The 25,566-nt window shown below is 62.0% G+C and carries 22 protein-coding genes and 1 riboswitch; of the genes, 17 read left to right on the top strand and 5 right to left on the bottom strand.

What is annotated here, in order from left to right; genetic code table 11:
- From AC1DTN_RS13965 to AC1DTN_RS13950, 4 genes are read right to left on the bottom strand one after another with little or no spacing between them, the layout of a single operon-like run.
- Window positions 1-1,233 carry a thiamine pyrophosphate-dependent enzyme gene (locus AC1DTN_RS13965; RefSeq protein WP_439017473.1) on the bottom strand — a complete coding sequence of 411 codons (1,233 nt, stop codon included), beginning with the start codon at window positions 1,231-1,233 and terminating at the stop codon, window positions 1-3.
- 60 nt (window positions 1,234-1,293) lie between these two features.
- Window positions 1,294-2,421 (bottom strand): acyl-CoA dehydrogenase family protein, encoded by a 1,128-nt coding sequence (locus AC1DTN_RS13960; RefSeq protein WP_439017472.1) that lies wholly within the window; start codon window positions 2,419-2,421, stop codon window positions 1,294-1,296.
- 16 nt (window positions 2,422-2,437) lie between these two features.
- Window positions 2,438-3,625, bottom strand: a complete 1,188-nt coding sequence (locus AC1DTN_RS13955; RefSeq protein WP_477921467.1) for an acetyl-CoA C-acyltransferase — start codon at window positions 3,623-3,625, stop codon at window positions 2,438-2,440.
- A 23-nt stretch (window positions 3,626-3,648) separates the two neighbouring features.
- A complete protein-coding gene (locus tag AC1DTN_RS13950) occupies window positions 3,649-4,416 on the bottom strand; it encodes a 3-hydroxyacyl-CoA dehydrogenase (protein ID WP_439017470.1) in 768 nt (255 codons plus the stop codon).
- Window positions 4,417-4,498: 82 nt separating this feature from the next.
- Between AC1DTN_RS13950 and AC1DTN_RS13945 the strand changes: the two genes are divergently transcribed.
- The 11 genes from AC1DTN_RS13945 (at window position 4,499) to AC1DTN_RS13895 (ending at window position 17,555) form a co-directional block, all read left to right on the top strand.
- Window positions 4,499-5,575 carry an AraC family transcriptional regulator gene (locus AC1DTN_RS13945; RefSeq protein ID WP_477921465.1) on the top strand — a complete coding sequence of 359 codons (1,077 nt, stop codon included), beginning with the start codon at window positions 4,499-4,501 and terminating at the stop codon, window positions 5,573-5,575.
- A gap of 65 nt (window positions 5,576-5,640) precedes the next feature.
- Window positions 5,641-6,786 carry an isovaleryl-CoA dehydrogenase gene (locus AC1DTN_RS13940; RefSeq protein WP_477921464.1) on the top strand — a complete coding sequence of 382 codons (1,146 nt, stop codon included), beginning with the start codon at window positions 5,641-5,643 and terminating at the stop codon, window positions 6,784-6,786.
- Window positions 6,783-8,393 carry a carboxyl transferase domain-containing protein gene (locus AC1DTN_RS13935; RefSeq protein WP_477921462.1) on the top strand — a complete coding sequence of 537 codons (1,611 nt, stop codon included), beginning with the start codon at window positions 6,783-6,785 and terminating at the stop codon, window positions 8,391-8,393. Before AC1DTN_RS13940 ends, AC1DTN_RS13935 begins: the two co-directional genes overlap by 4 nt.
- A 9-nt stretch (window positions 8,394-8,402) precedes the next feature.
- A complete protein-coding gene (locus AC1DTN_RS13930) occupies window positions 8,403-10,268 on the top strand; it encodes an acetyl/propionyl/methylcrotonyl-CoA carboxylase subunit alpha (RefSeq protein ID WP_477921461.1) in 1,866 nt (621 codons plus the stop codon).
- Window positions 10,268-10,720 carry a MaoC family dehydratase gene (locus AC1DTN_RS13925; RefSeq protein ID WP_113320683.1) on the top strand — a complete coding sequence of 151 codons (453 nt, stop codon included), beginning with the start codon at window positions 10,268-10,270 and terminating at the stop codon, window positions 10,718-10,720. Before AC1DTN_RS13930 ends, AC1DTN_RS13925 begins: the two co-directional genes overlap by 1 nt.
- A complete protein-coding gene (locus AC1DTN_RS13920; protein WP_477921459.1) occupies window positions 10,717-11,565 on the top strand; it encodes an HpcH/HpaI aldolase/citrate lyase family protein in 849 nt (282 codons plus the stop codon). The genes AC1DTN_RS13925 and AC1DTN_RS13920 overlap by 4 nt, the downstream gene beginning before the upstream one ends.
- A gap of 523 nt (window positions 11,566-12,088) precedes the next feature.
- Window positions 12,089-13,447 carry an extracellular solute-binding protein gene (locus AC1DTN_RS13915; RefSeq protein ID WP_477921458.1) on the top strand — a complete coding sequence of 453 codons (1,359 nt, stop codon included), beginning with the start codon at window positions 12,089-12,091 and terminating at the stop codon, window positions 13,445-13,447.
- A 127-nt stretch (window positions 13,448-13,574) separates the two neighbouring features.
- Window positions 13,575-14,459: a carbohydrate ABC transporter permease gene (locus AC1DTN_RS13910; protein WP_439017464.1), complete on the top strand. Its 885-nt coding sequence runs from the start codon at window positions 13,575-13,577 to the stop codon at window positions 14,457-14,459.
- A 10-nt stretch (window positions 14,460-14,469) separates the two neighbouring features.
- The gene (locus AC1DTN_RS13905) at window positions 14,470-15,384 is read left to right on the top strand and encodes an ABC transporter permease subunit (protein WP_310382297.1); all 915 of its coding nucleotides are present in this window, start codon (window positions 14,470-14,472) and stop codon (window positions 15,382-15,384) included.
- Window positions 15,385-15,397: 13 nt separating this feature from the next.
- Entirely contained in the window at window positions 15,398-16,507 is a 1,110-nt protein-coding gene (gene ugpC / locus AC1DTN_RS13900) for a sn-glycerol-3-phosphate ABC transporter ATP-binding protein UgpC (protein WP_310382296.1), read from the top strand.
- 10 nt (window positions 16,508-16,517) lie between these two features.
- Window positions 16,518-17,555 carry an endonuclease/exonuclease/phosphatase family protein gene (locus tag AC1DTN_RS13895; RefSeq protein WP_477921456.1) on the top strand — a complete coding sequence of 346 codons (1,038 nt, stop codon included), beginning with the start codon at window positions 16,518-16,520 and terminating at the stop codon, window positions 17,553-17,555.
- Window positions 17,556-17,601: 46 nt separating this feature from the next.
- Here AC1DTN_RS13895 and AC1DTN_RS13890 read toward each other — a convergent pair whose 3' ends face one another.
- Complete coding sequence (locus AC1DTN_RS13890) at window positions 17,602-19,485, bottom strand: DUF4139 domain-containing protein (protein ID WP_477921455.1); 1,884 nt, start codon at window positions 19,483-19,485, stop codon at window positions 17,602-17,604.
- A gap of 224 nt (window positions 19,486-19,709) precedes the next feature.
- On the opposite strand from AC1DTN_RS13890, the gene AC1DTN_RS13885 reads away from it, so the two are divergent.
- The 6 genes from AC1DTN_RS13885 (at window position 19,710) to AC1DTN_RS13860 (ending at window position 25,537) form a co-directional block, all read left to right on the top strand.
- On the top strand, window positions 19,710-21,233 hold the full coding sequence (locus tag AC1DTN_RS13885; RefSeq protein WP_477921454.1) for an aldehyde dehydrogenase (NADP(+)): 1,524 nt from the start codon (window positions 19,710-19,712) through the stop codon (window positions 21,231-21,233).
- A 200-nt stretch (window positions 21,234-21,433) separates the two neighbouring features.
- Window positions 21,434-21,532: riboswitch (TPP riboswitch) on the top strand.
- 51 nt (window positions 21,533-21,583) lie between these two features.
- Window positions 21,584-22,384: a hydroxyethylthiazole kinase gene (gene thiM, locus AC1DTN_RS13880; protein WP_477921453.1), complete on the top strand. Its 801-nt coding sequence runs from the start codon at window positions 21,584-21,586 to the stop codon at window positions 22,382-22,384.
- Entirely contained in the window at window positions 22,381-23,016 is a 636-nt protein-coding gene (thiE, locus tag AC1DTN_RS13875; RefSeq protein ID WP_477921451.1) for a thiamine phosphate synthase, read from the top strand. Before thiM ends, thiE begins: the two co-directional genes overlap by 4 nt.
- Window positions 23,013-23,825, top strand: a complete 813-nt coding sequence (gene thiD / locus AC1DTN_RS13870) for a bifunctional hydroxymethylpyrimidine kinase/phosphomethylpyrimidine kinase (protein WP_477921450.1) — start codon at window positions 23,013-23,015, stop codon at window positions 23,823-23,825. The genes thiE and thiD overlap by 4 nt, the downstream gene beginning before the upstream one ends.
- A 183-nt stretch (window positions 23,826-24,008) precedes the next feature.
- Window positions 24,009-24,488, top strand: coding sequence for a GNAT family N-acetyltransferase (locus AC1DTN_RS13865; protein ID WP_477921449.1), 480 nt, complete (start codon window positions 24,009-24,011; stop codon window positions 24,486-24,488).
- A gap of 26 nt (window positions 24,489-24,514) precedes the next feature.
- A complete protein-coding gene (locus AC1DTN_RS13860) occupies window positions 24,515-25,537 on the top strand; it encodes a glycoside hydrolase family 3 N-terminal domain-containing protein (RefSeq protein ID WP_477921448.1) in 1,023 nt (340 codons plus the stop codon).
- Window positions 25,538-25,566: the final 29 nt, after the last annotated feature.

Below are 25,566 nucleotides of genomic sequence, written 5' to 3'. Positions count from 1 at the left end.
TCAGTACCCCGCCTTCTGCCGCTGGCGGCGGATATGCGGCGGCATCTCGGCATAGACGCCTTCGAAGATATCGCGCACCGAGGGCTTGCCGCCGTCATGCAGAGTGCCGTGCCCCTCGGCCTGACGTTGAGCCTCAATCACCTCATCCAGGATCTCCGCTTCGGCCTGAATATGGCGCTCCTCTGACCAGACGCCCCTGACGATCAGGTGTTTCTTCAGCCGCAGGACGGGATCGCCGAGCGGCCAGGCTTCCGATTCCGTCTTCGGGCGATAGGCGCTCGGATCGTCGGAGGTCGAATGGGCGCCGACGCGATAGGTGACATATTCGATCAGCGTCGGGCCAAGATTGCGCCGGGCGCGCTCAGCCGCCCAGCGAGCAACGGCATGGACGGCGAGATAATCGTTGCCATCGACCCGTAGCGCCGGAATGCCGAAGCCGAGGCCACGGGCGGCAAATGTGCCGGAGCCGCCGCGGGCAATGCCCTGGAAGGTGGAGATCGCCCACTGATTGTTGACGATGTTGAGGATAACAGGCGCCTTGTAGGTGGAAGCGAAGACCAGGGCCGAATGGAAATCCGATTCCGCCGTCGAGCCGTCACCAATCCAGGCCGCGGCAATGCGGCTGTCATTCTTGATCGCCGAGGCCATGGCCCAGCCGACCGCCTGTACATATTGGGTGGCGAGATTGCCCGAGATCGTGAAGAAGCCGTGCTCCTTGGAGGAATACATGATGGGAAGCTGGCGCCCGCGCAGCGGATCGCTCTCGTTCGAGTAGATCTGGTTCATCATCTCGACCATCGGGTAGTCGTCGGCGATCAAGAGGCCAGCCTGGCGATAGGTCGGGAAATTCATGTCTCCCTTTTGCAACGCCTTGCGGAAGGCGCAGCTGACCGCCTCTTCACCGAGATGCTGCATGTAGAAGGAGGTCTTGCCCTGCCGCTGCGCCATCAGCATGCGGGCATCGAAAGCGCGCAGCTTCATCATGTTTCGAAGCCCGGTCAGCAATTCCTCGTCCGTCAAAGACCCTGCCCAGGGACCGACCGCCTCGCCGTCGCGGTTCAGCACACGGATGATCGAATAGGCAAGCTCACGGATGTCTTCGGACGCGACATCGACCTCCGGCCGCGGCACCGACCCGGCCTTGGCGATCTTGACATTGGAAAAATCGGGATGGCCGCCCGGGCGGACGGCGGGTTCGGGGACATGCAGGCTCAAACGAGCAGATTCCACCATGTGGTCTTTTTCCTCCCTCTATCGGCCCCGCTCCTCTCCTCCAGAAGCCGGACCTTATCGTTATAGGTTGCGGGCGATCACCATGCGCTGCACGTCGCTTGTTCCCTCATAGATCTGGCAGATGCGCACATCGCGATAGATCCGCTCAACCGGATAGTCGGCTGTGTAACCATAGCCACCATGGATCTGGATCGCATCTGAGCAGACACGCTCGGCCATCTCAGAGGCAAAGAGCTTGGCCATCGAAGCCTCCGACAGGCATGGCTGTCCCGCCTCCCTTAGCGAGGCCGCATGGAAGACGAGCTGGCGCGCCGCCTCGATCCGCGTCGCCATGTCGGCGAGCCGGAAGGCCACGGCTTGGTGTTCGACGATCGGCTTGCCGAAAGCAGTCCGCTCACGAGCATAATTGCGCGCCGCCTCGAAAGACGCCTGCGCCATGCCGACGGCCTGCGCCGCAATTCCGATCCGCCCACCCTCCAGATTGGCAAGCGCGATACGATAGCCCTCACCCTCCTCGCCGAGCCTGAGCTCGGCCGGAACGCGCATGCCGGTGAAGGCGATCTGGCAGGTGTCGGAGGAATGCAGGCCGAGCTTTTCCTCGACGCGGATAACCTCATAACCCGGCGTATCGGTCGGCACGATGAAGGCGGTGATACCCTTTTTGCCGGCATCCGGATCAGTGACGGCAAAGACAATGATGACCTGTCCGTTTTTGCCCGAGGTGATGAACTGCTTGGCGCCGTCGAGCACATAATGATGGCCGTTGCGCCGCGCCCGCGTTTTCAGATTCGAGGCATCCGAGCCCGCCTGCGGCTCCGTCAGCGCGAAACCGCCGATCCACTCGCCGCTGGCAAGCTTCGGCAGGAAACGTTGCCGCTGCTCTTCATTGCCGAATTTCAGGATCGGCACGCAGCCTACCGAACTGTGCACACTCATGATGGTCGAGCAGGGTCCGTCGCCGGCGGCGATCTCTTCCAGTGCCGCAGCATAGGCGATGACGCCAGTATCCGATCCGCCATAGGTCTCCGGCACGAGCATGCCAAGCAGACCGAGTTCGCCCATCTCCCTCAACTCTTCGCGTGGGAAAAGAGATTCCCGGTCGCGTTTGGCCGCGCCCGGCGCCAGCCGCTCGCGGGCGAAGTCGCGGGCAAGATCGCGGATCTGCTGCTGAAGTTCGGAAAGGATCATTGGCCCTCCTCCTTCCCTAGTGCCGCTCGATGGCGACGGCGGTTGCCTCACCGCCGCCGATGCAAAGTGCGGCCATGCCGCGCTTCAGGTCGTAACGCTCCAGCGCCGACAGAAGCGTCACCAGAATACGGGCTCCGGACGCACCTATCGGATGGCCAAGCGCGCAAGCGCCGCCATGTACATTGACCTTCTCATGCGGCAGGTCGAGGTCGCGCATCGCCGCCATAGCAACGACGGCAAAGGCCTCGTTGATTTCGAAGAGATCAACCTCGGAGAGCGGCAGGCCGGTGCGATCCGAAAGCTTTTTCAAAGCGCCGATCGGCGCGGTGGCGAAGAGATTGGGGGCCTGCGAATGCGTGGCATGGCCGAGGATGGTGGCAAGCGGCCTCAGGTCGCGGCGATCCGCCTCCGAGCGCCGCATCAGAACGAGCGCCGCCGCACCATCGGAAATCGAACTGGAATTGGCGGCCGTCACTGTGCCGCCGTCACGAAAGGCCGGCTTCAGGGTCGGGATCTTGTCAGGCCGCGCCTTACCCGGCTGTTCGTCACGGCTTGCCACGTGCTCGGCCTTGCCGGACTTCACCGTTACGGGCACGATTTCGCTGTCAAAATAGCCTTCGGCAATCGCCTTCTGCGCCCGCGTCAGCGACGTGACCGCATAGGCGTCCTGCGCCTCGCGTGTAAACTGATAGGCTTCGGCGCAATCCTCCGCGAAGCTGCCCATCAAGCGCCCCTTGTCATATGCATCCTCCAACCCGTCGAGGAACATATGATCCACGACCCGCCCATGGCCGAGCCTGTAACCGGCACGGGCACGATCAAGGAGATAGGGCGCATTGGTCATGCTTTCCATGCCGCCCGCGACCGCCACGGAAGCGCTTCCCACCGCAATGAGGTCATGGGCCATCATAACCGCCTTCATGCCGGAGCCGCACATCTTGTTGACGGTGCTTGCCCCTGTCGCAAAGGGCAGCCCGGCATGGATCGCCGCCTGGCGGGCTGGCGCCTGGCCCTGTCCGGCCGGCAGTACGCAACCGAAAACGACCTCCTCGATTGCATCCGCCTCGACGCCACTGCGTTGCAGGGCCGCGCGGATTGCGGTTGCGCCGAGCTCAGGGGCCGCAGCATCCTTGAGTTCACCCTGAAAACTGCCGATCGGCGTGCGGGCCGCGCCGACGATGACGATAGGATCCTGCAGGGTCATGTTTCCTCCTTCGGGCCAGGCGCTTAGCGCGCGCCCATACGCAATGCGCCGTCGAGGCGGATGACCTCACCGTTCAGCATGCTGTTTTCCAGGATATGACGCACCAGCGCGGCAAATTCCGCCGGATGCCCAAGACGTGGTGGGAAAGGCACGCTCTTGCCAAGTGCTTCCCGCACCTCCGCCGGCATGCCGGCCATCATCGGCGTTTCGAAAATGCCGGGCGCGATCGACACGGTGCGGATGCCGTGACGCGCAAGCTCGCGGGCGATCGGCAGCGTCATCGCGGCGACACCGCCCTTGGAGGCGGCGTAGGCTGCCTGACCGACCTGTCCGTCGAAGGCGGCGGCCGAGGCCGTATTGACGATCACGCCCCGTTCGCCCTCCGCATCCGGTTGCACAGCCTCGATAGCGGCGGCGGCAAGCCGGATCATGTTGAAGGTACCGATGAGATTGATGCCGATCGTACGGGCAAAGCTCTCCAGCCGGTGCGGTCCCTCGCGGCCGACAACTTTCTCGGCCGGCGCTACGCCGGCGCAGTTGATAAGCCCGCGAAGCGGGCCGAAAGCATCCACGGCCGCGGCAATCACCGCCGCACCGTCCTCTTCATCGGTCACGTCGGCCTTGATGAAGCGCGCATCCTGTCCCAGTTCGCGAGCGATCGCCTCGCCTGCATCGAGATTGAGATCGGCAATCGTCACGCGCCCGCCGGCTTCGACGAGCATGCGTGCCGTTGCCGCCCCGAGCCCTGAGCCGCCACCGGTAACAATGAAACTTGCGCCGCGGATTTGCACGGATCGCTCCTCCCTGCTCGGCGGACATCTCCTCCAGAGTCCGCCTGAACAGAGATTCTATTCCCTCGCCCTATTGCAAGCGATGACAGAATTGCCCCATTATTTCGGCCAGTTTTGCCATATGGTTTGCCGGAGTGAAGCAGCGATGGCCGAAATCGAGCGACGCATGATCGCACCGGGCTTCGTCGAGGAAGCTCTCGACAGCCTGCGCCGCCTTGGGAAGCCGACGGCGTCTCTTCTGACCAAGCTCGGCCTGCCGCAGCGGATCGATCAACCGGTTTCAGCTGAGGCCTATGGTGCATTGTGGCTAGCGATCGCCGCCGAACTCGACGACGAATTCTTCGGCATGGGCGCCCGACCGATGCGTAGCGGCAGCTTCACCCTGCTCTGTCATTGCGTGCTGCACGCGCCCACGCTCGGCCATGCCCTGCGGCGGGCCTTGCGTTTCCTCGACGTGGTGCTGGACGATCCGCGTGGTACGCTCGTTATCCGCGACGGGCTGGCTCAGATTGAGCTTCGCGACGCAGGCGAGCCGCGCTCGGCCTTCGCCTATCGTACCTACTGGATCATCCTGCATGGCATCATCTGCTGGCTTGTCGGCCGACGTATCCCGATCCGCCTTGTCGATTTCCGATGCGAAGAGCCAAACCAGGGTGCCGACTATCGGCTCTTTTTCGGTGCGCCGGTACGTTTCTCGCAACCGATCAGCCGGCTCGGTTTCGACAGCACTTTGCTCGATCTGCCGATTTCGCGCAGCGAACAGGCATTGAAGCAATTTCTGCGAGGCGCGCCCGCCAATATCCTCGTGCGCTATCGCTATGATGCCGGCATTGCTGCTGCCGTGCGCCGTCGTCTCTCGCAAACCTCTCCCGCCGCCTGGTCGAGCTTCCAGACGCTCGCTGCCGAGATGCGCCTGCCATCCTCGACGCTCCGCCATCGCCTGCATGACGAGGGCCAGAGCTATGCCGGCATCAAGGACGATATCCGCCGAGACCTTGCCATCGACGCGCTATTGAACACGTCGAAGACCATCGGCGAAATCGCCGTGCAGCTCGGCTATTCCGAACCCAGCGCCTTCTTTCGCGCCTTCCGGAAATGGATGGGCAAGAGCCCCGACGCCTTCCGCCGCGAGGAGGCGAAATCGGCGCCGTGGGAATAGGCTTCGTTCGAGGGAGCTTTGAAGCGGCAGCAACCCGCGCTACATATTATAGCGGGAGGAATGCCATGTTTGATTTTTCGCTGGGCGAAACCGCGGACGCGATCCGCGAGGCGACGGCGCGATTTGCCGCCGATACGATTACTCCGCTCGCAGCGGAGATCGATGAAAGCAACACATTTCCACGCCAGCTCTGGCCGCAGATGGGTGCGCTCGGCCTGCACGGTATCACCGTGGAAGAAGAATTCGGCGGTGCCGGTCTCGGCTATCTCGAACATGTCGTTGCTATGGAGGAAGTCTCGCGTGCCTCGGCCTCCGTCGGCTTGAGCTACGGCGCCCATTCCAATCTCTGCGTCAACCAGATCCGCCGCTGGGCCACACCGGAGCAGAAGCAACGCTATTTGCCAAAGCTGATTTCCGGCGAACATGTCGGCTCGCTTGCCATGTCAGAAGCCAGCTCCGGCTCGGATGTCGTTTCAATGCGGCTCAAGGCGGAACGCAAGGGTGATCGCTACCTCCTTAACGGGACGAAGTACTGGATCACCAATGCGCCGCATGCCGATGTGCTCGTCGTCTACGCAAAGACCGAACCGGCCGCTGGACCGAAAGGTATTTCAGCTTTCATCATCGAGAAAGGGATGCCCGGTTTCAGCGTTTCAAAAAAGCTTTCCAAGCTCGGCATGCGCGGCAGCGATACGGCGGAATTGGTCTTTCAGGATTGCGAGGTGCCGGCAGAAGCACTGATGGGCCGGGAAGGCGACGGCGTGAAGATCCTGATGTCCGGCCTCGATTATGAGCGTGCAGTGCTCGCCGCCGGTCCGCTTGGCATCATGCAGGCCTGCCTCGACGTGGTGCTGCCCTATGTGCGGGAGCGCAAGCAGTTCGGCAAGGCGATCGGCGACTTCCAGCTGATGCAGGGCAAGATCGCCGATATGTATGTCGCGCTGAATTCATCGCGCGCCTACGTCTATTCCGTCGCCCGCGCCTGCGATGCCGGCCGCACGACCCGCACAGATGCGGCGGCCGCGATCCTCTTTGCCAGCGAGAATGCCGTGAAAGTGTCGCTGGAGGCGATCCAGGCGCTCGGCGGCGCCGGATATACCAAGGAGTGGCCGGTCGAACGTTTCCTGCGCGATGCCAAGCTTTACGATATCGGCGCCGGAACCAACGAGATCCGCCGCTATCTGATCGGCCGGGAGCTCATCGCATCATGACGGTGATTTCCTCTGACATTGATCGCGGCAGCGAGACCTTCAAGACCAACACAATCAACAATAAAGGACTGATCGACGAGCTCTACGACCGCTCAGCAAAGACCCGTGAAGGCGGCTCGCAGGCAGCGCGCGAGCGCCACACCGGCAAAGGTAAACTCCTGCCGCGCGATCGCATCCAGTTGCTGCTCGATGCCGGCAGCCCCTTCCTGGAGATCGGCACGCTGGCGGCGAACGGCATGTATAATGACGAGGCGCCGGGTGCCGGCATCATTACCGGCATAGGCCGCGTTTCCGGCCGCGAGGTGATGATCGTCGCCAATGATGCGACGGTGAAGGGTGGTGCCTATTTCCCTGTCACGGTGAAGAAACATCTGCGGGCGCAGGAGATCGCCATGCAGAACCGGCTGCCCTGTATCTACCTTGTCGACAGCGGCGGCGCCAATCTCCCGCATCAGGCCGAGGTCTTTCCCGACCGCGATCATTTCGGGGCGATCTTCTACAATCAGGCACAGATGTCGGCCGAAGGCATTCCGCAGATTGCCTGCGTCATGGGAAGCTGCACGGCGGGCGGCGCCTATGTGCCTGCCATGTCCGACGAGACAGTCATCGTTCGCAATCAGGGTACGATCTTCCTCGCCGGCCCGCCGCTGGTGAAGGCCGCGACGGGCGAGATCATCTCGGCCGAAGAGCTCGGCGGCGCCGAAACCCATGGCCGCCGCTCCGGTGTCGTCGATCACGTCGCCGAAAATGACGAGCATGCGCTGCTTCTCGTGCGCGATATCGTCGCCAGCCTCAACAGCGTGAAATCAGTCGACATCGACATTCGGGCACCGCGTCCGCCAAAACTCGATCCGGAAGATCTCAACGGTATCATCCCGGAGGATGTGCGCTCGCCTTATGACGTTCGTGAGGTTATCGGCCGCATCGTCGATGGTTCCGAACTGCATGAATTCAAGCCGCTCTACGGCGCGACACTGGTCTGCGGTTTTGCCCGTATCTGGGGCATGCCGGTCGCCATCATCGCCAATAACGGCGTGCTGTTTTCCGAAAGCGCGTTGAAGGGCGCGCATTTCATCGAGCTTGCCTGCCAGCGCCGCGTGCCACTGCTGTTCCTGCAGAACATATCGGGCTTCATGGTCGGCGGCCGTTATGAGGCAGGCGGCATCGCCAAGGACGGGGCAAAACTCGTCACCGCGGTTGCGACTGCCACCGTACCCAAGGTCACCGTCATCATCGGCGGCAGTTTCGGCGCCGGTAATTACGGCATGTGCGGCCGCGCCTATCGCCCACGTTTTCTCTTCACGTGGCCGAATAGCCGTATCAGCGTGATGGGCGGCGAGCAGGCGGCCTCCGTGCTTGCCACCATCCGCCGTGATGCGATGGAGGCGCGCGGCGAAAGCTGGCCGGTGGAAGATGAAGAAGCTTTCAAGGCGCCGATCCGCGCCGGTTACGAGGCCGAGGGCAATCCCTACTACGCCACCGCACGTCTCTGGGACGACGGCATCATCGATCCGCGCCAGACGCGCGATGTGCTGGGCCTTGCCTTTTCCGCCTGCCTGAACGCGCCGATCCCCAAAGGGCCGCGCTTCGGCGTCTTCCGGATGTGAGGTGGCGCGATGATGGAAAGCTTGCTCATAGCCAACAGGGGTGAAATCGCTCGTCGGATCATCCGCACGGCGAAAGCCCTCGGCATCCGCACCATTGCCGTTTATTCAGAGGCCGATGCCGGCCTGCCCTTCGTGGCAGAGGCGGACGAGGCTCTTGCCATCGGCCCAGCGCCTGCTCGCGAGAGTTATCTTTCACAGAAGCGTATTCTGGAGGCCGCCCGCAGGACGAGCGCGGCCGCAATCCATCCCGGTTACGGCTTCCTGTCGGAAAATGCCGAATTTGCCGAAGCCGTCGAGAATGCCGGCATTATCTGGGTTGGTGCGCCACCTGCCGCGATCCGTGCCATGGGGCTGAAGGATGCTGCCAAGCAGATGATGCAGGCCGCCGGCGTGCCGGTCACACCTGGCTATATGGGAGCGGATCAGAGCGGAGAAAGGCTTGCTGCGGAGGCGGATGCGACGGGCTATCCCGTGCTCATCAAAGCTGTCGCCGGCGGCGGTGGCAAGGGTATGCGCCGCGTCGATCGGCGGCAAGACTTTGCCGAACTGCTCGCCTCCTGCCGTCGCGAGGCGGCCTCGTCCTTCGGCGACGACCGCGTGCTGATCGAGCGCTATATCGCCAATCCGCGCCATATCGAGGTGCAGGTCTTCGCCGACCGCTTCGGCAATTGCGTCCACCTCTTCGAACGCGACTGCTCGCTGCAGCGCCGGCACCAGAAGGTGATCGAGGAGGCCCCCGCTCCCGGCCTCGACGCCGCCACCCGCGCCTCAATCTGTGAGGCGGCGGTCAGGGCTGCGAAGGCGGTGAACTATATCGGGGCAGGCACCATCGAATTCATTGCCGATGCCTCGGAGGGCCTGCGCCCGGACCGTATCTGGTTCATGGAGATGAACACGAGGCTGCAGGTGGAGCATCCCGTCACCGAAACCATCACCGGTGAGGATCTGGTACTCTGGCAATTGAAGGTCGCCGCCGGCGAGCGGCTGCCGAAGGAGCAAGACGATATCCTCATGAACGGCTGGGCTTTCGAGGCTCGCCTTTACGCCGAAAACCCTGCTGCCGGCTACCTGCCCTCGATCGGCCGCCTGGATCATCTGCGCTTGCCCCAAAATGTCCGGGTCGACAGCGGCGTCGAGGAAGGCAACGAGATCACCGCCTTCTACGATCCGATGATCGCCAAGATCATCGCTCACGGCCCAAATCGTGACGCAGCCCTCGCCAGGCTCACCAGGGCCTGCGAAAGCATCGAAGTCTGGCCGGTGAAATCCAATGCCGGCCTGCTCGCCCGCATTGCCGCCGACGCGGATTTCCGCGTGGCAAAGATCGATACGGGCTTTCTCGACCGTCACGGAGAGACCTTGCTGCCGAAGGAGCCCGACGAGACGACTATCGACAGGGCGGCGACGGCCTTGGCAGCAAAGGAAGGGACCGATCCCTGGTCGGCCCTCGCCGGCCTGCGCATATCGGGAGCAAGCGATAGCCGCGCGCGTGTTCGCATCGACGACCATCTCTATTGGGGGCATGTCCGCTCCGGTCTCGACACCAATGCCATCAAGTCCGGCGATATGACGGTCCTCTTCAATGGCGGCAATGCCTGGCCGATCGGCCTTCCCCTCGCCAGTGAAGTCGAAGCGCATCAGGGCGCCGGCGATGGCGCAATCCTTTCGCCAATGCCGGGGCTCGTCATTTCCGTCGATGTCGCGGAGGGCGATCACGTTGTCAAAGGCGACAGGCTGCTGACGGTTGAGGCGATGAAGATGGAACATACGCTGCGCGCACCCTTTGACGGCCTGGTCGGCAAGCTGCCAGTCTCCGTGGGCGCCCGGGTCTCGGAAAACCAGCTCGTGGTCAACGTCATGAAGGAAGAGCACTGATGGCCGGCCGCTACTTCGACGAATGGACGGTCGGCGACCGGGTTGCCCACGAGATCCGCCGCACGGTCACGGAAACCGACAACCTGCTCTTCACGACGCTCTCCCATAATCCGCAACCACTGCATCTCGACGCCGATTATGCGGCGGGTACGGAATTCGGCCGCATCGTGGTCAACGGCACCTTCACCTTCGCGCTCACCGTCGGCCTCTCAGTCGGTGACACTACACTCGGCACGCTGGTCGCCAATCTCGGCTACGACAAGGTGACGATGCCGAAGCCGGTTTTCATTGGTGATACGCTTCGTGTGGAAACCGAAGTGACGGAGCTCAGGCGCTCCAACTCGCGACCCGATGCCGGGATCGTCACGTTCAAGCATATCACGCTGAACCAGCGAAACGAGATCGTCTGCCAGTGCCTGCGCACGGCCATGCTGCAGGTGAAGCCGTCATGAGGCTGCGCTCGCTGCTGTTCGTGCCCGGCGATAGGCCGGAGCGTTTTGACAAGGCCCTCGCCTGCGGCGTCGATGCCGTCGTCCTCGATTTGGAAGATTCGGTTTCCGCGCGGAACAAGCCGTTGGCGCGAGACGCCGTACACGACTTCGTCGCACGCCGCGCAACTGATGCGACGCTTATTATTCGCATCAATCCCCTCACTACCTCAGCCTGTGAAGACGATCTCGTTGCGCTCGGCGATATCAATCCCTTCGCGATCATGTTGCCGAAGTCCGAAGGCGCAGCTTCGGTACGCCAGCTCGCAGGCCGCCTGTCATCCGCTGTCCCTATCCTGCCGATCGCGACGGAGACACCGGCCGCCATCTTCGAGATCGGCAGCTACAGAGATGTCGCCTCTCATCTCTTCGGGCTGACCTGGGGCGCGGAAGATCTGCCTGCCACGATCGGCGCTGCGACCGCCCGTGAGGTAGACGGACGTTATACCGCCCCCTATGAGCTGGCCCGATCCCTGGTGCTGTTTGGCGCGCACGCCGCCGCGGTTCCTGCCATCGAGACCATCTATCCCGACTTCCGCGATCTCGACGGTCTCGCGGCCTATGCTGCACGCGCACGGCGCGACGGTTTCTCGGGGATGATGGCAATCCATCCGAGCCAGGTCGAACCGATCAACCGCGCCTTTACACCGGACGCGGCGGAGATTGCCTGGGCAGAAAAAGTCGTGAGCGCCTTCGCCGCTTCACCGGACACCGGCGTCATTCAGATCGACGGGCGCATGCTCGATCTGCCGCATCTGAAACTCGCAAAACGCATTCTGGAGGCCGGAAAACTATCGCATGCAAGATGACTGGCCTCTGGCCCAGTCAGACGATAGCGAGAAACTGGCAGGCGCAGGAACTTGGATACGCGGTTCACCGACACCGAAAGCGCCCAAGAAATAGGCAAAATGATCAAAATGTCGCAAAATGAATATCATATGTCGTATTTTTGCAGCTCAACGCACAGCTGTGCAAAGCTATTTCCGAGGTCGAATTCTCCCGACAGCAGGTTGTTTCTGGTCGAGCATTCGAGAGATTTTTGAAATCGGCCTAATAATAATGGCTATTAATAGAATTGAATAGGCACGGCAGCTTTCATCGTTCGAGCTATATTTCATATATAAATGGAATATAGGCGATCACATCAGCGGACAGTGGGAACGTAAGGCATCGATGTTCGATGAAAAGTTCACAAAATTTGCACATGAATATTTTGTGACAGAAACTTTCTACTCTATTCATGTCATAGAAACTTCATTGGTTACCGCAAATTGAACCAGTTAATAGGGCGTGCGCTCAAGAGGGGGCGCGTCCTATTTTTCGAGGGTTCTCATGCAAGCCAAGCTTCTCGGCGCCGTAGGCGCCCTTCTCGCTACAGCCTTCCTTGCTGCTGGTCCTGCCGCCGCCGCCGAAAAGACCAAGATTGATTTCTGGTTCGGTAACTCGGGCGACATCGCAAAGCGCGTTCAGGAACAGTGCGACCGTTTCAACCAGTCCCAGGGCGACTACGAAGTCGTCTGCACCAGCCAGGGCTCCTACGACGCCTCGCTGCAGAATACGATCGCTGCATTCCGCGCCGGCAAGCAGCCGACCATCGCTCAGGTTTCGGATGCCGGCACACTCGACATCATGCTTTCGGGCGCCTACTACCCGGCTAACAAGCTCATGAGCGACATGGGCTACAATGTTGACTGGAAGGACTATTTCTCCGGTATCGCCGGCTACTACGCAACGTCGAAGGGCGAGATGTACTCCTTCCCCTTCAACTCCTCGACGGCTCTGCTCTATTGGAACAAGGACGCCTTCGCCAAGATCGGCAAGGACCATGCTCCGGCAACCTGGAAGGAAGCAGGCGAAGACTTCAAGGCTCTCAAGGACGCAGGCTATGCTTGCCCGCTCGGCTTCGACATCTCCAACAACGAAGTCTGGCAGTACGTTGAGCAGTTCGAAGCCGTCAACGGCGAAGCGATCGCTACGAAGAAGAACGGCTTTGAAGGCCTCGACGCCGAGCTGGTGTTCAACAAGAACCCGATGCTCGTCAGCTACGTCAAGGACCTGAAGTCCTGGTACGACAATAAGCTCGCCGTCATCAAGAACAAGGCTGTCGGCCAGACCTTCGTTGAAGCCTTCGCTGCTGGCGATTGCCAGGTCATCCTGACCTCGGTTGGCGACCACGGCAACGTCGGCCGTACCGCCAAGCAGGGCATGAACTGGGGCGTTTCGATGCTCCCGACCTATGGCGATGCGACCCGTCACAGCTCCTACGTCGGCGGCGCTTCGCTCTGGGTTCTGAAGGGTCATTCGGACGCCGAATACAAGGCTGCTGCTGCCTTCTTCAACTTCATCGCAAAGCCGGAAGAAGCCCTCACCTGGTCAACCGTTACCGGCTACATCCCGGTTCGTAACTCCGGCTTCGAATACCTGAAGAAGCAGGGCTTCTACGACAAGGCTCCCTATGCCGGTCGCGAACTCGCCATTCAGAGCCTGACCGCTTCCCCGGCTGGCGACACCTCTGCAAAGGGCATCCGTCTCGGTGGCCTGCTCCAGGTCCGCACCGAAATCGCTAACGGCCTGCAGGCAATCTTCGTCAACAATGCCGATGTCCAGGCTTCGCTCGACACTGCTGCCGATCGCGGCAACCAGCTCCTGCGTCGCTTCCAGCAGACCTACAAGGGCGTTCAGCTCCCCTAATCGACTGACATGAGACGCACCCGGACCGCTTTGGCGTGCCGGGTGCGTCTTTGCACATTCCCCTACCGGCCGCGGGAGCGACATCGCCGCCCGCGCCAGAACCAAACCGGGACGAAAACGACCACTCATGGAAAAGCGCGTCACTTTCTCCTCGACGACGATCGGCCTTCTCTTCGCATTTCCGATGCTGCTGCTGATCTTCGTCTTCTTCTACTGGCCGAGCGCGCAGGCGCTGTATTGGGCGTTCACGCTCGAGCAGCCATGGGGCGGCGGTAACGCCTGGGTCGGTTTCGACAATTTCAAACTGCTGCTGAGCGACCCGATCTATTGGGACTCCGTCACGCGCAGCATGATCTTCGGTTTCAGTTCGACTGTTATCGCCATGGGGCTGGCACTCATCCTGGCGCTCCTGACGGATCGTGAACTGCGCGGCCATAAAATCTACCGGTCGGTCTTCATCTGGCCCTATGCGATTGCCGCTCCCGCTCTCGGCCTTGCCTTCCGATTCATTCTGGCGCCGGAGGCTGGTCTTCTGTCGGTCATCAACCAGGTCTGGCCCGGCCTCTGGAACCCGGCGCTCGACGGTAAGGATGCCATGATCGCCGTCGTTGTCGCCTTTTCCTGGAAATATATCGGCTACAACTTTATCTTCTTCCTTTCGGCGTTGCAGGGCATTCCACGCTCGCTGATCGAGGCGGCCGCCATGGACGGTTCAGGGCCGCTGCGCCGCATGCGGGATATCCAGCTGCCGCTGCTTACACCGACGCTGTTCTTCCTGCTCGTCATTAACATCACTGAAAGCTTCCAGGATTCCTTCGGTATCGTCGACGTGATGACCCAGGGCGGTCCGGCGCGCGCCACGGATCTCATGGTCTACAAGATCTATTTCGACGGCTTCAGGGGCCTCGATTATTCCGGCGCTGCAGCGCAATCCATGATCCTGATGGGGCTCGTCATCCTGCTCACCATTTTCCAGTTCCGCTTCATCGAGCGGCGCGTGCACTACAAGTGAGGTCGCAAACATGATCGAACGCACGCCAATATTCAATTTCGTCTGCTACACCCTACTCGCACTCGGTCTGGTGATCGCACTCCTGCCTTTCCTGATCGTCATCGTCGCATCGACGCTTGATCTCGAGACAGTCAACCGCGTGCCGCTGCCGCTGGTCCCGAGCAGCCATTTCTGGGAGAACGTGCAGACTGCCTGGGTTCGCGCCGATCTCGGCAACAAGCTGTTTCACAGCGTCATCTTCGCTGCCACGGTCGGCGCCGGCAAGGTCATCCTCTCGGCCATGGCCGCCTTCTCGATCGTCTATTTCCGCTTCCGGGGCCGCTATCTGATCTTCTGGATCATCTTCATCACGCTCATGCTGCCGCTGGAAGTGCGCATCGTGCCGACCTATTCGATCGCCGCCAATGCGCTTCAGCCCTTCCAGGCGATCCTTGATGTCACCGGCATCAGCTGGCTTGTCGCCCAGGTCACCGGCATCCAGATCAAGCTTGAATGGGGTCTTCTGAACTCCTATCCGGGTCTCGTGCTGCCGATGGTCGCCACCGCGACCGGTACCTTCCTCTACCGCCAATTCTACCTGACGGTTCCCGATGAGCTTGCCGAAGCATCGAAGATGGATGGCTCAGGTGCGGTTCGATTCTTCTGGGACGTGCTGTTGCCTCTGTCGCGCCCGAACATGATTGCACTTTTCACTATCATGTTCGTCTGGGCCTGGAACCAGTATCTCTGGCCGCTGCTGATCACGACCGATCCGAAGTTCGGCATCGCCGTCACTCAGCTCAAGACACTCATCCCCTCCGAATTCGGCCTGCCTGACTGGAACGTCGCAATGGCCGGAACATTGATCATCATGTCGCCACCACTGATCCTCGTCATCCTGATGCAGCGTTGGTTCGTGCGCGGCCTTATCTCCACCGAGAAGTGAAAGGAACAGACCCTTGGCACCGATCTCCATCCGTGGCGTGAAAAAGAGCTATGGCAAGAACGCCGTCGTTCATGGCGTCGATCTCGAAATCCAGTCGGGCGAATTCATCGTCATCCTCGGCCCGTCCGGCTGCGGCAAGTCCACGCTGTTACGCATGGTCGCCGGCCTGGAAGAAATCACCGGGGGCGAAATTGCGATCGACGGCCGCGTGGTCAACCAACTCGAGCCGCGTGAACGTGGCTGCGCCATGGTCTTCCAGAACTACGCGCTCTATCCGCATATGAGCGTTGCCGAAAATATCGGCTATGCGCTCAAGGTCGCCGGCGTGCCGAAGGCCGAACGCGATCGTCGCATCGCCGACGTCGCCAAAGCACTCAGCCTCGAGCCCTTCCTTGAGCGCCGCCCGGCCGCCCTTTCGGGTGGCCAGCGCCAGCGCGTCGCCATGGGCCGTGCGATGATCCGCGAACCGAAGGTTTTCCTCTTCGACGAGCCGCTGTCGAACCTCGACGCCAAGCTGCGTATCGCCATGCGTGCGGAAATCCGCCGCCTGCATCGCCGCCTCGGCGCCACCTCGATCTTCGTCACGCACGACCAGAACGAGGCCATGACGCTTGCCGACCGCATCATCGTCATGAACTCCGGATATGTCGAACAGGTCGGCACGCCGGAAGAGGTCTATCACTTTCCCGCAAGCCGTTTCGTAGCCGGTTTCGTCGGCACGCCGGCGATGAACCTGCTGGAAGGCCGCGTCAACGAAAACGGCACCTTCATCTATGATGAAGGCCGTACCGTCGCCCTTCCGGCCGAGCGTGGCAAGCAGCTCGCCGGCCAACGTGTCGTTCTCGGCGTACGCGCCGAAGCTGCCCGCCTCGTCTCTCCGGATGCACCGGGTGCCCTCGTTGCGACGGCCGACTTCATCGAAGAACTGGGCGCAAGCCGCGTCGTGCATGCCGATTTCGATGGCCTGCCCTTCGCCGTCGCCATGACCGGTTCGGTCTCGCTGAAGACCGGCGACCGGATCGGCATCGCGATCGATCAGGATTCGATCCATCTCTATTCGGCCGATACCGGCGCAGGTCTCGTCGCCCCGGCTCGCACTGGCGCCAAGACCGTCGACGCCTGAGCCTGCAGCCATGAACAGCTTTTCCGATCTCGCCGCCGGAGACCGCAACCTCGTTGCGGTCTCCGTGGAGGCGCTTACCGCCCCGTCAACCGACTTCTTCGCCGAGGCACGGGCTGCACTGCTGACGCAGGCGGAACATGACCGGCTGGCGGCAACCCAGCCCGCCCTTTCGACGATCGAAGTGGTCCATATCGAGAGCGGCGCTCATATAGGCAACGACCTCGTCGTCGCCGCATGGAATGCCGAACGGCTAAAGTATCCAGCGCCCTCCGTCGAACTCGTTCGCCAGAGCGGCGCCGATATCCTGTTGCTGGCCGAGGCCGATCTCGGCACGGCACGCGCCGGCAACCGCCATACCGTTGCCGATCTCGCCCGCGATCTCGGTATGTCCTATGTCTTCGGCGTGGAATTCATCGAGCTCGGCCTCGGGGATTCCCGCGAGCGCGAATGGCACAAGGGCGAAACGAATTCGGTTGGTTTCCACGGCAATGCGCTGCTCTCCCGCCTGCCGCTCACGGATGCCGCACTGATCCGCCTCGACGAGGGCGGCACATGGTGGACGGATGCGAAGGATGGTCAAGGCCGGATCGGCGGACGCATGGCAATTGCTGCGCGGGTCGAAACTGCAGTCGGCCCAATCCTCGCCGTCAGCGTGCATCTGGAAAGCAAGACCGATGCCGAGGATCGCGCCAGGCAGACAAGCCGGCTGATCGCGGTGGTAGAAAAGCTCGCCGGCGATCTGCCCGTCGTGATAGGCGGCGACTTCAATACCAATGCCCTTCCCGCCGGAACGCACCAACCGGAAGCGCACGAGCCGCTGTTCGGCCTGCTTGCCGAGGCCGGCTATCACTGGGAAGCTGCCAACGACTTCGCGCTCACGCAGGGCACGCGCCCGGACGGCACGCCTGAGCCGCCTTTCGCCCGGCTCGACTGGCTGTTTACCCGCGGCCTTACGGCAAGCGAAGCAGTGACCGTTCCGGCTGTCGATGCCGATGGTGCTGCAATCTCGGACCACGAACTGGTCAAGGCGCGGTTTTCCGCGCTCTGATCAGCCCCTGGCAAAGAGGCGCGGCAGCAGCGTGGCCCCAGCCCGCCTAAAGGCGGGCTATCGCTTCCCCGAGCTCCTTGCGAAGCTTCTCAAGTCGAACGCGCGCCTCGTCCCTCTGTGCGCGTAGCGTCTTGATCGATTTCTCCTGCTCTGTCAGGTCCTGAAGAAATTGCTGTTTGAGCGGTGTATCCCCGACAGAGGCGAGCATGCCTGAAATCCGTGAGGATTCCGAGGTTGCGTCCTCTATGGCCTGCATGACCGTCGACAGGTCTCTCTCAGCCTCCTTCTGCGCCGTTCTCGCCGTCACGAGCCCTTGAAGCTTCTCAGCGATATCAGGTGAGGGACTTTCATCGAGCCATTGCAGGATCACGGTGTCATCGATATCGGCGATCGCCTGGGTTTCGTTTTCAACCATCCGCCATTCGATAGTGGTCGAAACCTTCTTTCCGACGGGCACGACAACGGTCGCCCGCGCGCCTTGCGGCGTTTCCTCCACGCCTTCGGACGGGACAAGCTCCCACCCTGCCATAGCAGGATCTTCCGCGACGAACTTTCTGTCGGCATCGGCGCCCCAGGCGGTGAAGGTCTTTCGCAAGCGACGTTCGAGCGTCGCGTCGAGATAGCCGTCCTTGACCACAACCGTTCGAAAGGCGCTTGAGGTCGTGGTTGCCATTTCCTGGTCGATTTTCTGGTCGGCCGCAAACTTTGCCGTTTCCATCCCGCCCGGCTTCATGTTGCCGATGCGTGCGTCACCGACATAGCGCCCTTTTTCGTCATAGACCGCTGCGACCGCTGGCGGCAGCGAGATACCCGTGTCATTCGTCAGCACCAGCGCCGCATCCGGATGTTGCGCACCTTCACGATAGAGAGCGACGAACTCCGCCTTGATCTCGCGATCAAGGATCGGCACGGAAATCGTCTCGCCGTTCCTCAGGTCGTAGGTGCCTGGAAGATCGAAGTTTGCGACCACGTCGCCCTCGTCGGCAGTGGCAGTAACAGTAGCGGCCGGAGCGGCCATAACGGGAGCGGGAGCCTCAGTGGCCTCCTGGTTCAGCAACGCGCCGCCAATCATGCCGCGCCGGGCACCGGCTACATCAAGATAGGCGGCTGCGGCCGGCACCTCCTCGCGCTGCGGCCATGTTCTTGCGTATAGTCTCTGGCGCAGCGTCACCGGCCTGCCTGACGTCAGGGATACCGAGACGCCTTGCCAGTCTTCACCGGAGGCATTTTCCAGCACCGCCCATGCCTGCAGCCTCGCTTTGCCTTTGGCATCGACAATGATCCTGTAGGACGGCTTCCAGAGAGGGGCTGCGACGACATAGGAAATATCCACGGCTGCAGACGCCTTGCCATCGAGCGCGATGGTGACAGTGCGCGTCCCCTGCACCCCATCGCTCGATAGCAGTTCCGCAGCCCGGCTCACCATCTCGGCGTCTTTGGGATCGTCGAGTTTATAGGTCATGGCGCCACCGATCTCGGCAACGTCGAAGGCGCCGCTATCAAGCAGCACGATCAGCCGCGCCCTCTGCTTTTCGGTCGGCGGCTCCACCCCGACAATGCGCCCCTTCACCCCGTTCGAAGAGACGGGCGCGCCTCTCAGAGCCCTCAGCACACCGGCGGCAGAATCCAGATCCTGCGGCTTGATCGGCAGCATCTTGAATGTTTCCTCGATCATGCCCGGCCCGGTGGTCGAAAGCCCCTTCACGGGGGCCGGTCCCGAGACGACGAGGCTCTTCAGGAAGTCATCCATCTGGTCTGTCGGCATCTCGACGACGGCGTTGCCGTCGTCCCCGACATTAAGACTGCGCACATATTCGGCCACACCGCCGGAGGACAGCCGGATCGACTTGATCGTTCCGGTTTGCGCAGATGCGGTTGTGGAGAGCAGTACTGCGGTAAACGCCGCACAGACACCGGATGCGTATTTCATGTGGCCCCCTCGATATTTAACCCGCCCGAGAATGAGCGTAAAAAAGGGGCGGCATTTCGACATGAAATTGCTTTTGCGTGCGCCGTCGTCTACCCGTTCGGCGAGGCGACCAAATCTCTGCAGGAGATGTCCATCTTCGATGCGATATCGGGCAAAGATGTCGTGAAAATGAGAAGGCGAACGCCTATATACGTCGCTCGAGTTTGTTTGAAAGGAAATCCGTCATGACTATTAATGGAAGCCTGCTCGTCGCGGGATCGGAAAAGCGCGGCACGCGTGGCGAGCTCTACGGCGTCGAGGCAGCCACAGGGACGGCACTGCCCGTCTCTTTCGGTGGCGCCTCCGGCGAAGACGTCGAAGAGGCAACCAGGCTTGCATGGGAAGCGTTCGCCTCCTACCGGGAAACCGATCTGGAAACGCGCGCTGCCTTTCTTGAAACGATTGCCAGTGAGATCGAGTCTATCGGCGACGAGCTGATCGTGCGGGCGATGGCGGAAACCGGACTTCCGCGCGGACGTCTCGAGGGCGAGCGCGCACGCACGATGGGACAGCTTCGGCTGTTTGCGAAGGAGGTTCGCGAAGGCCGGTTCCAGGAACTTCGTTTCGACGGCGCGGACCCCTCCCGCAAGCCGGTTCCGAAGCCTGATCTGCGTCTTCGCAATGTTCCGCTCGGCCCCGTCGCCGTTTTCGGCGCATCGAACTTTCCGCTCGCCTTCTCGGTCGCCGGCGGCGACACGGCATCTGCGCTGGCAGCAGGATGCCCCGTCGTCGTCAAGGCCCACTCCGCTCATCCTGGCACATCGGAACTGGTCGGCCGCGCCGTTCAGCGCGCCGTCGCCAAGGCCGGCCTGCATGCCGGCACCTTCGCGCTTCTCTTCGATACCGGCTTCGAGGTCGGGCAGAAGCTTGTCGCCGATGCCAGAATCCGGGCGGTCGGCTTCACGGGTTCCCGCCGCGGCGGTACTGCGCTGATGAAGATTTCGTCCGAGCGCAAGCAGCCGATCCCGGTCTATGCGGAAATGAGCAGCATCAATCCGGTCATCTTCTTCCCCAATGCCCTGAAAAGCCGCGCGGCGGAGATTGCAACGGCCTTCGTGGGCTCGCTGGTCCTGGGTGCAGGACAGTTCTGCACCAATCCCGGCCTCATTCTCGCCGTCGATAGCGAAGGTCTGGACACTTTCATTGCGAAGACACGGGAGCTTCTGCCTGATGTCGGCGCACAGACGATGCTCACGGGCTCCATCGCCAAGGCATTCTGCGATGGCGTCGCCCGGCTGGAAAAGCATCCCGAAGTCCGCCTCGTTGCCAATGGCAAGCCGGGCAGTGAATTCGAAGGCACGGCCGCTCTCTTCGAGACGACAGCTTCGGCATTCCTTGCGCATCACGAGCTTCAGGATGAGGTCTTCGGTGCAGCCGGCCTCATCGTTCGCTGCCGCGATCTTGCAGAACTCGAGCGCGTCCTCGATGGCCTCGAAGGCCAGCTGACCGTTGCCCTGCACATTGCGAGCGAAGACGAGCCGGACGCAAAGCGCCTTGTTCCCAAGCTGGAAATGCTGGCCGGAAGACTGCTCGTGAACGGCTTCGGAACCGGCGTGGAAGTATCGCCTGCCATGGTGCATGGCGGCCCCTATCCGGCAACTGCCGACGGCAGATCGACCTCCGTCGGGACGCTCGCTATCTACAGGTTCCTGCGGCCCGTTTCGTACCAGGATTTCACCAGTAACCTGCTTCCGGCTTCTCTGCGTTGATACATCGGAGCTTGCCAGACTTCAGACGGCGGCGTCTCTAAGGGGACCGCCGAAGAGATTGGCAAGCTCCCGCACCGGCTGCAAACAGACACCGGCTTGACTGATAACAGCTGGCGCGGCGGCGTCAGGTGCGGATCCTCGTTCGCAAGAGCGTCATTTTGCCAGTGACATCGGCGCCATTCTCTGCAAGAAAGAGTGCCGTTGAGAGACAGGGGCGCCCGTTCGCAAGAACTGGCTGAGAAGCACCCTTCGAACCTGAACCGGATAATGCCGGCGGAGGGAGTCGCTCGGGTCGAAGCCTGCTTCATCGCACGATCGTTCCCGCGCCTGCCCCGCCTGAAAGGGGTACTATGGAGAACAAGACACCCGGAGCACTGTTGACGGCGATGCGCGCGAAACCGCCGCTCGTACAGTGCATCACCAACTACGTGGCCATGAACATCGCCGCCAATGTGGTGCTTGCGGCCGGGGCATCGCCCGCCATGGTTCATGCCGCCGAGGAAGCGGGAGAATTCGCCGCGATTGCGGGGGCTTTGACCGTCAATATCGGCACGCTCTCCACCCAATGGATCGACGGCATGCATGCCGCGGCAACGGCCGCCAATGCGGGCGGCAAGCCCTGGGTCCTCGATCCGGTCGCTCATTACGCAACATCCTTCCGGCGCAAGGCTGCTGCTGATCTCCTGGCGCTTCGCCCGACGATCATCCGCGGCAATGCTTCCGAAATCATCGCACTTGCCGGCGGCGAGAGCCGTGGTCAGGGCGTCGACAGCTGTGACCCGGTTGAACAGGCCGAGGCATCCGCTCGGCTGCTTGCCGAACGGCATGGCGCGGTCGTCGCGGTCACCGGCGTCGTGGATTTCGTGACTGACGGCGCGCAGGCCTTGCGCGTCGAAGGCGGCTCGCCGCTGATGCCGGAGGTGACCGCGCTCGGCTGCTCGCTGACCTGCCTGACAGGCGCCTTCGCCGCCACCATTCCCGCAGACCCTTTCGCAGCCGCTGTTGCTGCACTTGCTACTTTCGCTGTTGCCGGCGAGGAGGCCGCGAAAAATGCGGATGGTCCCGGCTCTTTCTCCTGGCGCTTCCTCGATCAGCTTGCCGCGCTCGACGGCGCGACACTCGATGCAAAGGTCAGGATCAGCGCCGCATGAAACGCTTCGATCTTTCCCTCTACCTCGTTCTCGACCCCGATCTCTGCGCCGGAATCGGCATGGTCGAGACTGCGCGGCTTGCCGTCGCCGGTGGTGCAACGATGGTGCAGCTGCGCGACAAGCATGGCGGAACGGCAAGGATGATTGAGACCGGGCTGGCGCTCAAAGATATCCTAAAGGGTACCGGCGCTTTGCTTGTTATCAACGATGACGTCGAGGCCGCCGTTGCGATCGGCGCCGACGGTCTGCATATCGGCCAGGGCGATGCGGGACCCGCCGCCGCCCGTGCGATGATCGGCCCGGGCATGATCCTCGGTCTGTCGGTCGAGACCGAAGCGCTGGCAGCAGCCATCGACCCCGCTATTGTCGACTATGCCGGCATCGGACCGGTCTTTGCCACTCCAACCAAGACCGATCATAAGCAGCCGATCGGTTTCGATGGGCTGGCGAAGCTGGTGAAAGCCGCGCCCGTTCCAACGGTTGCGATTGGCGGACTAAAGAGCAAGCATGTCGCTTCCGTCTTCGCGGCAGGTGCCGATGGGCTTGCTGTCGTCTCAGCAATCTGCGGTACGCCGGATCCGCGAGCAGCGACGATCCGCATCGCCGAGGAAATCCAAAAGGTTCGCCGATGATCCGCAACGTCTTGTCCATCGCCGGCTCCGATCCCTCTGGCGGCGCCGGCATTCAGGCCGATCTCAAAGCTTTCTCGGCGCGCGGCGTCTATGGCATGGCGGCGCTGACAGCATTGACGGCGCAGAATACCCAAGGGGTGACCGGCGTGCATCTCGTGCCGCCGCACTTCGTCGCCCAGCAGATCAAGGCGGTCTTTGCCGATGTGCGCGTCGACGCGGTCAAGATCGGCATGATCGCCAATGCCGGCATTGCCGAAGCTGTTGCCGAGGCGCTGGCACCTCATCGCGACATCCCTATCGTCGTCGATCCGGTCATGATCGCCAAGGGTGGAGCAGCGCTCCTCGACCCGCAGGCCGTCGATGCGCTGACGCGGCACCTGCTGCCGCTCGCCACGCTGTTGACCCCCAATCTGCCGGAGGCGGCCGCCCTGCTGCACGAAGAGGTTGCTGAAAGCCGCGAGCAGATGGCGTCACAGGCTGAGCGCCTACGTGTGTTCGGCCCCACCGCGGTGCTGGTCAAGGGCGGCCATCTGGATAGCGACCAAAGCCCCGACGTGCTGTCGACCGCCTCTGGCCTTCACTGGTTCGAGGCGAAACGCGTACCGACCAAAAACACACATGGCACAGGCTGCACCCTTTCCAGCGCGCTTGCCGCCGAGCTCGCAAAGGGCGCGTTGCCACAAGTGGCCGTCGCGACCGCGAAAACCTATCTTGCGCAAGCGGTCGCTGCGGCAGGCGAATTGGCGGTCGGTTCCGGCCACGGACCTGTCCATCATTTCCATGCCCTGTGGAAAGACGCCGGGATCTGAGCCGGATCACAATTTAAGGATTGCCCAACGGCCCGGTCAAACCGGGCCGTTTTGTTTTACCTACCCTCAGTTGAACCAAGCCTGCCTCGTAAAAAGCCTGTTGACATGGCCGCCCATATATCCAAAGCTATGTCATTAAAAGGGGATACATTCCGTAATAGAGGAATAACTGGAGGAATTCGGGTGTCAGACCTGCTTGTGAGCTTATATTCCACGAAGCTCGCGGAACTGAAAGAGAAAGCCGGCTCCGTCGGCATCACAATCCGTCCGGCTCTGCCGCCGGAACTTCACGTCGTGGCCGGCTGGGTGCGCGAGCACTTCAGCGAAAACTGGGCAAGTGAAGTCACCGTCGCCTTCTCCCGCCAGCCCGTTGCCTGTCTGATCGCCGTCGCAAACGGCAAGCTCGCTGGCTTTGCCTGCTATGACACGACAGCACGTGGCTTTTTCGGCCCGACCGGCGTCGATCCCGCGGCGCGTGGCAAAGGCATCGGCCTCGCCCTCTTTTCCGCCTGCCTGCAAAACCTGAAGACGCTTGGCCACGCCTATGCCTTCATCGGCGATGCCGGCCCCGTCGATTTCTACGTCAAGACCGCCGGCGCGGTCGAAATTCCCGCCCCCGACAAGGGCATCTACGAAGGCATGCTGCGAAGCCAGCCGAAATGACCATCTGATACCGGAGTTTTGAAATAGTGTCCTCGACCCCGCTCGCTCTCTTCGTCGGCCTTCCCAATCCCACACTTTCGGACGACGAATTCGCCCTCTTCCGCGAGACCAATCCGCTCGGCCTCTTCGTCGGTCGCCGCAACCTGCGCAATCCGGAACAGGCAAAGATCCTGATCGATCGTTTCCGCGAGGCCGTCGGCCGCGACGATGCTCCCGTCTTCACCGACCAGGAAGGCGGTCGTGTGCAGCATATGGATGCCGGCCCCTGGCCGCTCTTCCGCAGCTTCGGCCAGTTCGCCGAGCTTGCCCGCCACGATCTCGACCTCGGCAAGAAGGCGCTGCACCTTTCCACCCAGGCCATGGGCGCAATGATGAGCGAACTTGGTCTTTCGAGCGGCTGCTCGCCTGTTCTCGATCTCGTTTTCGAGACGACGAGCGCTGTGATCGGCGCCCGCTCCTTTGGCCCGGATCCGGATTTCATCGCCGCACTGGGCCGCGAAGTGGTCGATGGGCTTCTCGAAACCGGCAACATGCCGGTCATGAAGCATATTCCGGGCCACGGTCGCGCCACGCTCGATTCCCACAAGGAGCGCCCGGTCGTCGACGCCTCGCGCGAGACGCTCACTGCCACCGACTTCAAGCCCTTCGTGGCACTCAAGGACACGCCCTGGGCGATGGTCGCCCATGTCGTCTACTCCGCCTATGATGCAGAGCTTCCAGCCTCCATCTCGCCAATCATGCATGACGTGATCCGCAACGACATGGGCTATGACGGCGTGCTGATCTCCGACTGCATCTTCATGGAGTCGCTGCGGGGCACCCTGCCGGAACGCGTCGCCCAGGTGCTCGAGGCCGGTTTCGACATCGCCCTTCACAGCCACGGCGACGTCAAGGAAAGCGAAGCCGCCGCCAGGGCCGCACGCCCGCTGACCGACGCCACACAGAAGCGTATTGCCGCCGGCAAGGTCCGCCTCGGCACTCTCAAGATCGACTATCGCGCCGCCCAGGCGGAAGTCGAAGCCATGTTTGCAAGCGCGCTGGTCTCCTGACCGGCGCGACGATTTTTCACCGCATAAGA

It is taken from the genome of Rhizobium sp. 01T444, from assembly GCF_056398305.1.
This window is presented reverse-complemented; position numbering and strand designations above follow the sequence as displayed.

Coding starts and splice junctions, on each gene's coding strand:
- AC1DTN_RS13965 (WP_439017473.1), bottom strand. CDS start 1,233: ATGGTGGAATCTGCTCGTTTGAGCCTGCATGTCCCCGAACCCGCCGTC.
- AC1DTN_RS13960 (WP_439017472.1), bottom strand. CDS start 2,421: ATGATCCTTTCCGAACTTCAGCAGCAGATCCGCGATCTTGCCCGCGAC.
- AC1DTN_RS13955 (WP_477921467.1), bottom strand. CDS start 3,625: ATGACCCTGCAGGATCCTATCGTCATCGTCGGCGCGGCCCGCACGCCG.
- AC1DTN_RS13945 (WP_477921465.1), top strand. CDS start 4,499: ATGACAGAATTGCCCCATTATTTCGGCCAGTTTTGCCATATGGTTTGC.
- AC1DTN_RS13940 (WP_477921464.1), top strand. CDS start 5,641: ATGTTTGATTTTTCGCTGGGCGAAACCGCGGACGCGATCCGCGAGGCG.
- AC1DTN_RS13935 (WP_477921462.1), top strand. CDS start 6,783: ATGACGGTGATTTCCTCTGACATTGATCGCGGCAGCGAGACCTTCAAG.
- AC1DTN_RS13930 (WP_477921461.1), top strand. CDS start 8,403: ATGATGGAAAGCTTGCTCATAGCCAACAGGGGTGAAATCGCTCGTCGG.
- AC1DTN_RS13925 (WP_113320683.1), top strand. CDS start 10,268: ATGGCCGGCCGCTACTTCGACGAATGGACGGTCGGCGACCGGGTTGCC.
- AC1DTN_RS13920 (WP_477921459.1), top strand. CDS start 10,717: ATGAGGCTGCGCTCGCTGCTGTTCGTGCCCGGCGATAGGCCGGAGCGT.
- AC1DTN_RS13915 (WP_477921458.1), top strand. CDS start 12,089: ATGCAAGCCAAGCTTCTCGGCGCCGTAGGCGCCCTTCTCGCTACAGCC.
- AC1DTN_RS13910 (WP_439017464.1), top strand. CDS start 13,575: ATGGAAAAGCGCGTCACTTTCTCCTCGACGACGATCGGCCTTCTCTTC.
- AC1DTN_RS13905 (WP_310382297.1), top strand. CDS start 14,470: ATGATCGAACGCACGCCAATATTCAATTTCGTCTGCTACACCCTACTC.
- AC1DTN_RS13895 (WP_477921456.1), top strand. CDS start 16,518: ATGAACAGCTTTTCCGATCTCGCCGCCGGAGACCGCAACCTCGTTGCG.
- AC1DTN_RS13890 (WP_477921455.1), bottom strand. CDS start 19,485: ATGAAATACGCATCCGGTGTCTGTGCGGCGTTTACCGCAGTACTGCTC.
- AC1DTN_RS13885 (WP_477921454.1), top strand. CDS start 19,710: ATGACTATTAATGGAAGCCTGCTCGTCGCGGGATCGGAAAAGCGCGGC.
- thiM (WP_477921453.1), top strand. CDS start 21,584: ATGGAGAACAAGACACCCGGAGCACTGTTGACGGCGATGCGCGCGAAA.
- thiE (WP_477921451.1), top strand. CDS start 22,381: ATGAAACGCTTCGATCTTTCCCTCTACCTCGTTCTCGACCCCGATCTC.
- thiD (WP_477921450.1), top strand. CDS start 23,013: ATGATCCGCAACGTCTTGTCCATCGCCGGCTCCGATCCCTCTGGCGGC.